The sequence below is a fragment of the Accumulibacter sp. genome (genome assembly GCF_036625195.1).
In the GTDB taxonomy this organism is placed as follows: domain Bacteria; phylum Pseudomonadota; class Gammaproteobacteria; order Burkholderiales; family Rhodocyclaceae; genus Accumulibacter.
Genome location: NZ_JAZKUG010000001.1, coordinates 5,007,399 through 5,021,011, shown reverse-complemented (window position 1 = coordinate 5,021,011; position 13,613 = coordinate 5,007,399). Strand labels below are relative to the sequence as shown.

General features: G+C 61.3%; 7 protein-coding genes. 5 read left to right on the top strand and 2 right to left on the bottom strand.

All coding sequences use genetic code 11. From position 1 onward, the window contains the following. Nucleotides 1-100: 100 nt before the first annotated feature. Together V5B60_RS21255 and V5B60_RS21250 are read right to left on the bottom strand one after the other, a co-directional pair. Entirely contained in the window at nucleotides 101-535 is a 435-nt protein-coding gene (locus tag V5B60_RS21255) for a DUF5681 domain-containing protein (RefSeq protein ID WP_332350033.1), read from the bottom strand. Continuing rightward, the gene (locus tag V5B60_RS21250) at nucleotides 532-837 is read right to left on the bottom strand and encodes a hypothetical protein (RefSeq protein WP_332350031.1); all 306 of its coding nucleotides are present in this window, start codon (nucleotides 835-837) and stop codon (nucleotides 532-534) included. The genes V5B60_RS21255 and V5B60_RS21250 overlap by 4 nt, the downstream gene beginning before the upstream one ends. A gap of 411 nt (nucleotides 838-1,248) precedes the next feature. Between V5B60_RS21250 and V5B60_RS21245 the strand changes: the two genes are divergently transcribed. From V5B60_RS21245 to V5B60_RS21225, 5 genes are read left to right on the top strand one after another with little or no spacing between them, the layout of a single operon-like run. Next, the gene (locus V5B60_RS21245) at nucleotides 1,249-4,146 is read left to right on the top strand and encodes an SNF2-related protein (protein ID WP_332350029.1); all 2,898 of its coding nucleotides are present in this window, start codon (nucleotides 1,249-1,251) and stop codon (nucleotides 4,144-4,146) included. A 43-nt stretch (nucleotides 4,147-4,189) separates the two neighbouring features. Continuing rightward, nucleotides 4,190-7,552: a site-specific DNA-methyltransferase gene (locus tag V5B60_RS21240; RefSeq protein ID WP_332350027.1), complete on the top strand. Its 3,363-nt coding sequence runs from the start codon at nucleotides 4,190-4,192 to the stop codon at nucleotides 7,550-7,552. After that, a complete protein-coding gene (locus V5B60_RS21235; protein ID WP_332350025.1) occupies nucleotides 7,549-8,733 on the top strand; it encodes a PDDEXK nuclease domain-containing protein in 1,185 nt (394 codons plus the stop codon). Before V5B60_RS21240 ends, V5B60_RS21235 begins: the two co-directional genes overlap by 4 nt. Next, complete coding sequence (locus V5B60_RS21230; protein ID WP_332350023.1) at nucleotides 8,733-12,023, top strand: DEAD/DEAH box helicase family protein; 3,291 nt, start codon at nucleotides 8,733-8,735, stop codon at nucleotides 12,021-12,023. Before V5B60_RS21235 ends, V5B60_RS21230 begins: the two co-directional genes overlap by 1 nt. 46 nt (nucleotides 12,024-12,069) lie before the next feature. Then, entirely contained in the window at nucleotides 12,070-13,494 is a 1,425-nt protein-coding gene (locus V5B60_RS21225) for a hypothetical protein (protein WP_332350021.1), read from the top strand. The last annotated feature ends 119 nt before the right edge of the window (nucleotides 13,495-13,613 follow it).

The window sequence follows — 13,613 nt, the reverse complement described above, 5'->3', positions numbered from 1 at the left end:
GCCTGCCTGTCGGCATACACTTGTCGTATGGCATCGGCGACGCTCGTTCCAGGATTCGCTTCCTGTTCGAGCTTCGTCAATCTTCGTCCAAGTGCTGCCGTCACTTCTTGCTCTCCAGTGCTGCGATGCGCTGTTCAAGCTCAAGTGTCTCAACGGCCTTCCGGCGCGCTTCGACGATGCCGGCCAGAGTCGCGGCCTCGCCGGGCAGAAGGTCGCCGGCCGCCACCGCTTGCAAGATGGCGTTCTGCGCTTCAGCGATACCCTCGGCAGATCCCGTATCTGGCAAGGCGAGGAAGATCGGGCGCTCCTTCGCAACCGGAACCAGCCGCTCGATCACCAGCCGTGCAGCGCTCATGTCACCTTCCTTCGCCAGGTCCACCACCTTTCTGGCGATAGCATCGGCGCCTTCCTCCATCGCGGCCAAGGCAACCAAAGTGACACGGTTGCGGCTTCCCCTTGGTCGCCCCTTCGGATTGCCGGACTGGCCAGGCTTCCAGCCAGGACGCAGGTTTTCGGCTTTCGTCGTTTCGTTCATCCTTTGTTCCTCGACGGTGTTTTTTCAGCGCCGGGTTGTTCCGTGACACTCACGAACTCATAGCGCCGGCCGATTTCAGCCCAGGCGCGTTGTGCAGAAAGCCGAGCGGATTCTGACGCTTCGACCCGTCCCAGAACCGCCAGCAGCGCCCGCAGTGGCGCGTTCTGCTCATCGCCGATGGCGTCTAGCGCCGCGCGGCTGTCACGCTGGCGCTGCGCGCGCTTGCGCTCCGCAGCGCTCAACGCTTGCTCACCCAGGCGCGGGCGGCCGCGTTTCGGGACTGTCACAGATTTGTCGGACATCGGTTCCCCGTTGGTTTCGTGACAATCACAATATTACCAGATCGACCGACGTCGGGGACGTTCGTTCCAAGGAGCGTGTCGCGGTTGTCAACAACGAGAACACGGGGAGCGCCGTGACGTGGACGTTTCGAGAGGGTGGCGTGTCCCAGACTGTTGAAGCAGCAACCCTCCGGCGACGACAAGCTTTTGACACGGGATGATGCTCGCGTACAATCTGGCCGCGTGCCGCCCTCTGGACGCTTCACACAAGCCGCGATACGGAATGCTCGCCGTCCTGCAGTGCCGTTTTTTCCGGCGGCAATCAGGCTGTCGCCGCCGTGTGCATACCCGTACTCGCCGTCAGCCAGTGAGAAACGGGAATCACGACAGGCGCCTCGACACCTGCCTCCGAAAGAACCGATCCCTGCGCCGATGATCCTGACCCCGCACCACGCCAAGTACTTCGCCCACGACCTCACCCGTCGCGCGGCGACTGGCATGGACCGTCTGTCGATGTCGCTTTTCGATGCGGCGGTGGATCTCAACCCGCACCAGATCGAGGCGGCGCTCTTCGCCTTGCAGTCGCCGCTATCCAAGGGCGTGATCCTGGCCGACGAGGTTGGTCTCGGGAAAACGATCGAGGCGGGTATCGTGCTCTGTCAGTTCTGGGCTGAGCGCAAGCGCCGTCTGCTGGTGATCTGCCCGGCATCACTGCGCAAGCAGTGGGCAATGGAGTTGCAGGAGAAGTTCAACCTCCCCACGCGGGTGCTCGACGCCAAATCCTATCGCGAGGCACAACGGAGTGGCGGCGCGCCCTTGGGCGAGAAGGCCGTACTCATCCTGTCGCTGAACTACGCGAGCACCTTGCGCGAGGAACTCAAGACCTTCGCTTGGGATCTGGTGGTCATCGACGAAGCCCACAAGCTGCGCAACGCTTATCGGCCGAGCAACAAGCTGGGCCAAGGCATACGCTGGGCGACCGAAGACTGTCGCAAGATCCTGCTCACGGCAACGCCGCTGCAGAACTCCCTTCTCGAACTGTACGGGCTATCGACCCTCCTTGACGAGCATCTGTTCGGGGATCTCAACTCCTTCCGATCTCAGTATGCCAGCGCTGGCAGTAGCGTCAGCGAGTTGCGCCAGCGGCTCGCCGGTTTCTGCAAGCGCACACTGCGTAACCAGGTCACCGAGTACATCCGCTACACCGAGCGGCGGCCGATCACGCGGCCGTTCACGCCCAGCGACGACGAACACGCGCTCTACGAGGCGGTGTCTGGATTCCTGCAGCGCGAAGACAGCTACGCGCTGCCCTCGCGCCAGCGGCATCTGACCGCGCTGATCCTGCGCAAGCTGCTGGCCTCCTCCTCGCCAGCGATCGCGGCTACCCTCGACACCCTGCGTGCCCGTCTCGAAAAGCTGAGCGACGACAAGATAGTCGACGACCCCGAGTTGACCGAGGGTCTGATCGATTCCGAGGAGATCGAGGACGACCTGCTCGATGAGATCCTCGGGGAGTCTGCCGAAGCCGACGCCGGCAACGCGCCACACACCATTGATCGCCAGCAGCTTCGGGAAGAGATCGAGATTCTGCAGCGGCTCGCAGACTGGGCGCGCAGCATCGGCACCGACACCAAGACAAGAACATTGCTCACCGCGCTGGACATCGGTTTCGCACAGATGACTGCCACCGGAGCCGCACGCAAGGCGCTGCTCTTCACCGAGTCCCGCCGTACGCAGGAATACCTGAAGACCTTCCTTGAATCGAACGGCTACCGCGGACAGGTGGTGCTATTCAACGGCAGCAACAGCGGGCCGGAAGCCAGCGCCATCTACCAGAGCTGGGTCGAGAAAAACCAGGACAGCGGCCGGTCCTCTGCTTCCCGCGCCGTCGATGTGCGTACTGCGCTCATCGAACACTTCCGCGACGACGGCATGATCCTCCTCGCCACCGAAGCCGCGTCGGAAGGCATCAACCTGCAGTTCTGCTCGCTGGTCATCAACTACGACCTGCCCTGGAACCCGCAGCGAATCGAGCAGCGGATCGGCCGTTGTCACCGCTACGGTCAACGACACGACGTGGTGGTGATCAATTTCCTGAACGAACGCAACGAGGCCGACCGCCGCGTGCTGGAGTTGCTGGGAGAAAAGTTCAGCCTCTTCAACGGCGTCTTCGGCGCCTCCGACGAGGTGCTTGGAACCATCGAGTCCGGCGTCGACTTCGAGAAGCGTATCCTCGCCATCTACCAGGGATGCCGAACGCCCCAGGAGATCGATGCGGCGTTTCACACCCTGCAAGCGGAAATGGACGAGCAGATCCGCACCCGTCTGGACGACACGCGCCGGACACTGTTCGAGCACTTTGACGAGGACGTGCATCATCGCCTTCGGCTGCAGCTTGATGACGCCAAGGCGCAGCTCGATCGCTTTGGCGAGCGCTTCTGGTCCTTGACCCGCTTCATGCTCGCCGGTCGGGCCAGCTTCGACGACGGCAAGCTGGTATTTGACCTCGAACGTCCACCACGAACGGACATCGCGCGAGGCCATTACCACCTGATGTCCAAGTCGCGCCCCCGGTCGCAGCAGCCTGCCAACGCGGACGATGGCGAGGAGAGCACCCAGTTTCTCTATCGCGTCTCGCATCCGTTGGGCGAGCATGTCATCGAGAGCGCCAAGGCGATGGCGACACCTCCGGCGCGGATCGTGTTCGATGTGTCGCATCATCCGACGCGCATCCATGCAGTTGAAGCACTCCGTGGGAAGATGGGTTTCCTGACACTTGCCCGCCTCGTGGTCGAGTCCTATGAGCGCGAGGAGTACCTGCTGTTCTCCGGCTTTGACGATGGCGGTGCCTCGCTCGACCAGGAAACGATGGAGAAGCTCTTCGGCTGTTCGGGGCGCCTGCAGGGTGATGAGGAACTCCCGGCCAGCGTGCAGCAACGGCTGGACGCGGATGCCGAGAGGCACGCCAAGGCGACGATCAGCCGTTCGCTCGAACGGAACAGCGTCCACTTCCACCAGGCGCGCGAGAAGCTGGAAAAGTGGGCCGACGACATGGTGCTGTCGGCGGAAAAGGCGCTTGCAGCGACCAAGGAACAGATCAAGGCCCTACGACGGGAGGCACGCCAAGCGGTCACGCTTGAAGAGCAGCACGAAATTCAGCAGCAGTTGCAGAAGCTGGAAAAACAGCAACGCCGCCAGCGGCAAGACATTTTCAAGGCAGAGGACGAAATCATGGAGAAGCGCGATTCCCTGATCGAATCCCTGGAACGGCGCCTCGCGCAGCGCACCGTGAGCGAGGCGCTATTCACCATACGCTGGGCCGTTCAGTAGTCCGCCGCATGCCGAACATGAATCACCGAGGATAGACGTCGCGATGAGCCAGAAATATGAAAAGCTGAAGACCCTCCTTCAGGAGCTGTTCCAGCTTGACCAGCCAGACCTGGACTTCGGCCTCTACCGCGTCATGCACGCCAAGAGTAACGAGGTGTCGCAGTTCCTCGACAAGGATTTGCTGCCGCAGGTGCAGGCGGCATTCGGTCAATACAGGACCGCCAACAAGGCCGAGATCACGAACGAACTGGCCAAGGCCATCGAACAGGCGCAGTCACTCGGCGCCGACCCCGAGACCCTGCCCAAGGTCAAGGACCTGCGCGCCCGGCTCAAGAACGACGCCGTGGACGTCGGTGCGCTGGAGAGCGAGGTCTACGACCACCTCTACAGTTTCTTCCGCCGCTATTACTCCGAGGGCGACTTTCTCGCCAAGCGGGTCTACAGGCCCGGCGTGTACGCCATCCCCTACGAGGGCGAGGAAGTCACGCTGCACTGGGCCAACAAGGACCAGTACTACATCAAGACCAGCGAATACTTGCGCGACTATGCTTTCCGCCTGCGGCCGGACGACGAGCAGAAGCCGATGCGCGTGCACTTCCGTCTGGCGGACGCCGTCGAGGGAGAGCACGGCAACGTCAAGGCCGCCGAAGGCAAGGACCGCGTGTTCATGCTGGCAGCCGCCGGTGATTCCAGTCGGGATTTCATCGCCGAGGCAGATGGCGAGCAGGGGAAGGAACTGATCATCCGCTTCGAGTATCGTCCGGCGACGCTCACCGACTGGCCAGACGATGCTCGCGACGGCAAGACCAAACCGCCGGCGCAGAAGGACTTGATCGCGTTCGCCGCCAAGCGCGTGCTGGCGGTGGCGGACGCATCGCTCGCCGCGTGGATCACAGAGTTGGGCAGGTCGCACGTTACGAGGGGCGGCGAGAAGGCCGACTACACACGGTTGGAGGCGCACCTCAGGCGCTACACGGCGCGCAATACCTTCGACTACTTCATCCACAAGAACCTGGGCGGCTTCCTGCGCCGCGAACTCGACTTCTACATCAAGAACGAGGTCATGCACCTCGACGATGTGGAAAACGAGACGGTCCCTCGCGTCGAGCAGTACCTTTCCAAGATCAAGGTCATCCGCAGGATCGCCGGCAAGATCATCGACTTCCTCGCCCAATTGGAAGACTTCCAGAAGAAGCTGTGGCTGAAGAAAAAATTCGTCGTCGAAGCACAGTACTGCATCACGATCGGCTGCATCCCAGAGGCTTTCTACGCGGAGATTGCTGCCAACGAGGCGCAACACGAGGAGTGGGTGAAGCTCTTTGCGATCGACGAGATCAGGGGCGACATGGTGACGCCGGGCTACAGCAAGCCGCTGAAGCCTGAGTTCCTGAAAGCGCATCCGACGCTGGTGGTGGATACGCGGCACTTCGATGCGGGCTTTACGGCGCGGCTACTCGAAGCATTAGGCGATGTGGGCGAGTATGTTGACGGCCTGCTGGTTCACGGCGAGAACTTTCATGCACTCTCTCTGATACAGGCGCACTATCGGGAACAAGTACGGTGCATTTACATCGATCCGCCGTACAACACAGATGCGGGGCCAATCGACTACAAGAACGGCTACAGAAGCTCCTCGTGGATGTCCATGATTCAGAACCGACTCTCGTTGGCACGCTCGTTCTTGTCGAATCGAGGGGTGCTATGCGTCACTATCGATGACTATCAAGTTCATGAGTTGGCAAGCCTCATCGACCAAGAATTCGGAAAAGGCAACCAGCTTGGTACGGCCGTGATACGAAATAACCCGTCAGGCCGACCGTCCGTACGTGGGTTGTCCGTCTGCCATGAGTATGCTTTCTTCTACACGAACGGGGACAGTTCTCTCGAACGACTTCCTCGGTCCGAGAAGCAGTTGGAGAGATTCTCCGAGGAAGACGGCGGCTACGTCAATTGGCAGCCATTTCGGAAGGGCGGTGGGTCTGTAACGTACCGCGTGGCACGACCAAAGCAGTACTATCCGATCTACGTTTTACCTGCCGTGGGCGCGATGCGTATACCAGCGCTCTCGTGGAACAACGCGTCGAGAACATGGAATGTCCTTGAGCAACCCGCTGAGGGGGAAGTCGTAGTCTGGCCTACGGACGAGAAGGGCCAGCAGCGAATATGGAGCTTCAACCACCTTTCAGCGATTGAGAACCTGTGCGACCTTGAGGTTCGAGTGGCCAAGGATGGTACTCCTCAGGTGTATCGCAGGCACCGCCCGACTGATGGTGTTCTGCCGAGATCATGGTGGGACAAGAACACCTACGCCGCTCGCGAGTATGGCAGCGCGGCACTGACCGACCTGTTTGGCGGGGCAGCCTTCTCATTTGCGAAGTCACCATTTGCTGTACAGGACAGCCTTTGGGTGTCTGGCTTGGCGAGCGAGTCAGATGAGGAAGTCCTCGACTTCTTCGCTGGTTCGGGAACCACCGGCCACGCCGTGATCAACCTCAACCGGGAAGACGGCTGCCGACGCAGGTTCATCCTCGTTGAAATGGGCGACTACTTCGACACGGTGCTCCTGCCGCGCATCAAGAAGGTTACCTTCACGCCGGAGTGGAAGGACGGCAAGCCCAAACGCCTCGCCACGCCCGAGGAAGCCGAGCGTAGCCCGCGCATCGTCAAGGTCCTCCGCCTCGAATCCTACGAGGACGCGCTCAACAACCTGGAAACCCGCCGCACCCCCGTGCAGCAAAGCTTGCTCGATTCCCCCGAGGCGCAAGGCGCCGGCGGGTTCAAGGAACAGTATCTGTTGCGCTACATGCTCGATGTCGAGACGCGCGGCAGCCAGTCGCTGCTCAACGTGCAGGCGTTCAGCGATCCCACTGCCTACAAGCTCAAGGTCAAGCGCCCCGGCTCGGACGAAAGCCGCGAGGTCAATGTCGATCTGCTGGAGACCTTCAACTGGCTCATCGGCCTGACCGTCCAGCACATCGCCGCGCCGCAAAGTTTCAGCGCGGCATTCGAGCGCGATGGGGAGGGGCGGTTGCGGGTGAAGGGGAGGTTGGCCATGGCTAGTGTTCAGTTTTCAGTGTTCAGTGTTCAGGAAGAGGGGCGACTGCAAACTGAACCACTGAAAACTGAAAGCTCCTACACCTTCCGCACGGTTACAGGTACCACGCCCGACGGCCGCAGGACGCTGATCATCTGGCGCAAGCTCACCGGCGAGCCCGAGCAGGATAATCTCGTTCTCGACGAGTGGTTCACCAAACAGGGCTACTCGGCGAAGGACAGCGAGTTCGACCTCATCTATGTCAACGGCGGCAACAACCTGGAGAACCTCAAGACACCCGACGATCTGTGGAAGGTCCGCTTGATCGAGGAGGACTTCCACCGGCTGATGTTCGAGGCCGAGGGCGTATGAGTACCACCCCCCCGGCCGCCGCTGCACTGTCTTTCGAACGTCTGGTGACGACCATCGGGAACGCGCACGCCAGGCTGGCGGCGCAGGCGTCGCGGGCGGTCAATACCAGCCTCACCCTGCGCAACTGGCTGATCGGTCTGTACATCACGGAGTACGAGCAACAGGGGTCGGACCGCGCCCAGTATGGCGACACGTTGATCGAGCGATTGTCGGAACGGCTGATGGTGGCCGGCGTCAGCCGCGCCGAGGCGAGAGAACTGCGGCGCTACCGCCAGTTCTATCTGAGTTATCCGCAGATTCGGGAGACGCTGACTCCCGAATTGGGCGTTGCTCTCTTGCCGCAAACGAATTTCGGCAACAATCGGGAGTCACCGACTCCCGGATTCGGTGTTGCCGCCGGCGATGTCCTGAGCAGGCTCTCGTTCAGCCACATCGTGGAGCTGCTGCAATGCGACGACACGACCAAACGGGCCTTTTACGAGCTGGAGTGCATTCGTGGCAACTGGTCGGTGCGGGAGCTGAAGCGGCAGATTGCCAGCCTTTACTACGAGCGATCCGGGCTTTCGACGGACAAGGCGAAACTGGCCGCTCTGGCTCAGGAAGATGCCGAGCGCGCCGAGCCGACGCTGACTATCCGCGACCCCTACGTCTTCGAGTTCCTGGGCTTGAAGCCGCAGGAGGTGATGAGCGAATCGCATCTCGAAGATCAGCTCCTGAACAAGCTGCACGACTTCCTGCTCGAACTCGGCCACGGCTTCTGTTTCGAGGCGCGACAGAAGCGCATCCTGATCGGCGACAGCCACAACTTCGTGGACCTCGTCTTCTATCACCGCATTCTCAAATGCCATGTCCTGCTGGAACTGAAAATCGCCGCATTCAGCCACGAGAACATCGGCCAACTGAACACCTATGTGAGCTGGTATCGCAAGAACATGATGACGGCCGGCGACAATCCGCCGGTGGGCATCCTGCTGTGCACGCAGAAGGATCATGCCTTGGTGGAATACGCGCTGGCCGGCATCGACAACGGGCTGTTCGTATCGAAGTACCTGCTGGAACTGCCGAAGAAAGAGGAGATGCAACGCTTCATCGAGCAACAACTGGCGGCGGGGGTACTCGGTGAAACGAGCGCTGGCCAGATTCCGGCTGGCAAACCCGGACCCGCTGGGGGAGAGCACTGATGCCACGAGGGCGCCCACGCAACCCGGCGGCCGCAGCACCGGCCGCACCGCGAAGCCGCACCAGCAGGCAGCCACAGGTGCCATTCCCCCACAAGCTGGTGCTGAATCAGTGGTTGCTGTCGCTGTTCAACGTCAAGCACTTCGACGATCTGGCCGAGCACCTGCGCCACGAAAGCCTGGAGGGCCTCGATGAGAACCAGGTTCACCACTTTCACCACGCGCTCACCGCCCAGCTTTTCAACCTGACGCAATTGCCGACCGAACTGTTGCTCGAATACGACCAGAACATCGTCAGGCACACGCAGCGGCTGAACGAGCGACGACTCACGCACGGCGAGCAGCCGATCGTCTGGAAATATTTCCAGTACCTCACCCTCCTGTTCACCGAAATCTATCTCGACCGTTACTTCCGCGATCCCCAGGCGCTGCTCGCCGCGCTGAACACGCAGATCGCCGTCTACAACGCCGACAAGCCCGAGGCTGACCAGATTACGCCCTTCGACGAAACCGCCGAAGCCTGGTCGCAGCTCAACAAGCTGGCCTACTGGAGCGCCACCGGTAGCGGCAAGACGCTCCTGATGCACGCCAACATTCTCCAGTACCAACACGCGCTGAAGACGCACGGGCGACGCCGGGAACTGAACCGCATCCTGCTGCTGACGCCCAACGAGGGGCTTTCCCGGCAGCACCTGCGCGAGTTCGAAGCGGCGGGCATCGACGCCGAGCTGTTCAGCAAGAAGGGGCGCGGGCTGTTCTCCGGCCAGGCGGTGGAGATCCTCGAAGTGACCCGGCTGCGCGACGAGATGGGCGACACGACCATCGCCATCGATGACTTCGAGGGCAACAACCTGGTACTGGTGGACGAAGGCCACCGCGGCACCAGCAGCGGCGAAGAGGGCGCGTGGATGCGCTTTCGCAACGCGCTGTCCGAGAAGGGCTTTTCGTTCGAGTACTCGGCCACTTTCGGGCAGGCGGTCAAGGGCAGGCCAAAGCTCATCGATCTCTACGCCAGGAGCACGCTGTTCGATTACTCGTACCGCTACTTCTACGGCGACGGTTTCGGCAAGGACTACCAGATCCTGAACCTCGACGAGGGAACACAGCAGAAGCACCTTGAACTGTATCTGGTGGCGTGCCTGTTGTCGTTCTTCCAGCAGCAGCGACTCTACCGCGAGCAGGGCGCGACCTTCCGGCCCTTCCACATCGAGAAACCCCTGTGGATCTTCGTCGGCGGCAGCGTGACGGCGACGCTGGCCACGCGGGATGCTTCGGATATCGTCGAGATCCTGCAGTTTCTCGCACGCTATGTGGCAAACCGCGCGACCAGCATCCAGCAAATCGAACGCATCCTGCATCAGGGCCTGGTCACCGCGACGGGCAGGAACCTGTTTGCCGGACGCTTCGCCTATCTCAACACCTGCGGGCTGTCGCCGGCACAGGTCTTCGATGAAACGCTTGAAACGCTCTTCAACGCGCCGCGCGGCGGACTCCTCTATGTCGAGAACCTGAAGGGCGCGGCCGGCGAAGTGGCGCTACGACTCGGCGCCGACAACCCGCCCTTCGGCGTCATCAACGTCGGTGACGACGCCAAGCTGGTGAAGCTGTGCGAGCAGCATCACCTGGCGACCGGCGAACGTGAATTCTCGGGCTCGCTGTTTCAGGAGATCAACAAGCCGCAGTCGACGGTGAATCTCCTGATCGGGTCGAAGAAGTTCACCGAGGGCTGGAGCAGTTGGCGCGTGTCCACCATGGGCCTGATGAACGTCGGCAAGGGGGAAGGCGCGCAGATCATCCAGCTCTTCGGACGCGGCGTGCGGCTCAAGGGCTACGACCTGAGCCTCAAGCGCAGCAGCAGGGCACGCCTGCCCGACGGCGTCGATCGGCCCAAGCACCTCAGCGTGCTGGAGACCCTCGGTATCTTCGGCATTCACGCCGACTACATGGCGCAGTTCCGCGATTTCCTTGAAGAAGAGGGCTTGCCGACGAACGACGATCGACACGACTTCCTGCTGCCGGTGATCAGGAACCTCGGCACGCAGAAACTCAAGACAGTCCGCCTCAAGAAGACGATCAACGGTGTCAGCACCGATTTCGGCGACGCGTTCCGCAAGCTCGGTCCGGTGCCGACCCTGGCCCGGCCGGACCCGACCCGCGACCCGAGCACGGCGTACCTGCAGAAAAACCAGGTGGTGCTCAACTGGTACCCCAAGATTCAGGCGATGAAAGCGGGTGGTCTGATTGGCGGCGATGCGAATGCCGCGCTCAACGAGACCCACCTCAGCGCCCGGCATGTGGCCTTCCTCGACTTCGACCGGATGACCTTCGAGCTGGAGCGGTTCAAGGCCGAGCGCGGCTGGTACAACCTGAACCTGGCACGATCGGCCATCGAGCGACTGCTCGCCGATCAGAGCTGGTACCGGCTGCAGATTCCTGCCGAAGAACTGGCCTTCGATTCTTTCGAGAAAGTGCGTCTGTGGGATGAGATCGCCGTCGCCCTGCTCAGGAAGTATACCGAGCGCTACTACACGTTCCGCAAGCGCGAATGGGAACTGCCGCACCTGGAGTATCGGGATCTCGCCGAGGACGACCCGAACTTCCTGAGCGTCCGAGAATCTCCCGAACAGAGCGGCTACCGCATCCTGATCGACAAGTCGGAGGAAGCGATCGCCGCCAAGCTCAGGGAACTGAAGGTCGCGATCGCGAATGGCGACCTGCAGCCGTGGGCATTCGCGGGCATGAAGGCGATCTGGTTCGGCCAGCATCTGTATCAGCCGCTGCTCTATCTCGACACCAAGATCGTCGAGATCAGCCCCACGGCGCTGAACAAGGGCGAGCGCCGCTTCGTCGAGGATCTCAAGGCCTTTCACGACGCAAACGCCGACTTCTTCAGAACCAGAGAACTCTACCTGTTGCGCAACCTGAGCAAGGGTCGCGGCGTGGGATTCTTCGAGGCCGGCAATTTCCACCCCGACTTCATCCTCTGGCTGCTCGCGGACGGCATCCAACATGTGATCTTCGTGGACCCCAAGGGTATCCGCAATCTCGGGCCGAGCGATCCAAAGATCCAGTTTCACGAGAGCATCAAGGAGATTGAACAACGCCTCGGTGATGCCAGCGTGCGCCTGCAGTCGTTCATCGTCTCGAACACGCACTCGCACACGATGACGATGCTGTGGAACATGGAGAAGAGGGAGATGCAGCGGCGGCACATCCTGTTCCAGGAGGAGGACAGCGACAGCTACATCAAGAGCATGATCGACGCGGCCTACGCCGGTGGTGTGGCGCGCTGAGCAGGGATGACGGCAAAGTGAACAGGGCTGGGCCGAGTTCAACGCCATGAAAAAGCGAACAGGGAAGGAATACGAGCTTTCACCGATCAATCTCTGGTCGCCGCTCCAGCGGCAGCTTGTCGCCACTGGCCAGGCGAAAGGAACGCCGCAACAGTGGATTGGCAGCATCCGCAACTTGCAGGGAAGAGGAGTCAGCGGTGTCGAGATCGAATGGTCCAACGTCATCCCGGAGCTGGAAGAACACCATGCGACCCTGCTGCACATCGACGAACTGCTCGCCTTTCTGAAGCACGCGCCTCCCTGCGAACTCGTTCTACAGCGCCGTGTCACCGATGAATACCAGCCGATCGTCCGTTACGAAAAACAACAACGCCCGACCGAATTTCCATCCATCGTCGTGTGGCGAGGTCGACGCGAGGCCCGCCTGTTGCATTACATGGATCGCGCCTTCGGGTTGTGTATCTGGTTGCATCTGGAAGTCGACCCCGGATTGTTTGGCCGGCATCGGTACTGGTCGTTGTCGGTTCCTCGGGGACGAAGAAAACTGGCGTCGCACCCGGTAGAGCGGCGCTTTGCCAGCTCCCAGGAGGCGATGGCCTACGGCCGGGCTCTGGTTGAGCGCATGGCGCGGCGCCTTGCCGCCGTGGGATTCATCGGCCAGACGAGGAGCCTCAATCGCTTCGCGCTTTACGTACTCCCCGAGGGCGAAAACTACACCGAATGGCTCATTACCGCTCCCAATCTCCCGGTGCAGTATGTTGGACCGCACTTCGACATTCCCAACATCGTTGCCCATGTGCGCAGCACCGAGCGCAAGACGCCCGCCGGCGCGCGTCTGCTCGTCCTCGAAGAGATCCAGAGTGACTGGAATCAGGAACTTCGGGCGGCTATCCAGCAGGCAAGCCAACGACGGTCAATCGATGATGCGGCCAGCGACAGCTTCGAATGGGACGATGACCCGCAGCCGCCCCCTTTCAATCCCTACCTCAATCATTGGCTGGAAGCTGCGCTCAGAATCATGCTGCTGCTTGCCGCAGATCGAGGGTTCGCAGGAATAGCTTGGTTGCCGGGGAGCCTGCACGCCGAGCGATTTCCATGGGCAAATGCCGACGGCCTGCGAGCTTTCTATGACCGAATCGTCCCAGCCGCAGTCGCCAAGCTGGTCAAGTCATGGGGTGCGCAGTTGGAAGAGGCGCAGTTCCCGACATTGAGTCGGCGATTCGAGCTGCGGTGGGTGGCGAGTACCAGGAAATGGAAAGTCTTGCATCGGGAGTCAGGGAGCGTTGGCGACGAAGAGTTTTTCGATCAGGATGCCGCCGAGGATTTCCGCCGATCGCAGGAGGTTCCCGTACTTGAGAAGATTACTGCGGTGTACCTGTCCGACGCGATGCGGGTCGACATTCGGCAGCGTGGCTTGCCCTATTTGGGCGCCGTCGGCTCGCGGCAAGTGCCCGAGCCTCTCCTACGGTAGCAGACACGCCCGGCGCCACGAAGGCGACCGGCTGGCTTTGTGGCGCACCCTATGCTTTGCTCCAGATCTTTGTTCTGCACGGCCCGGAACGCTTTGCCGCTGGGACCTCCGTGCGCAAC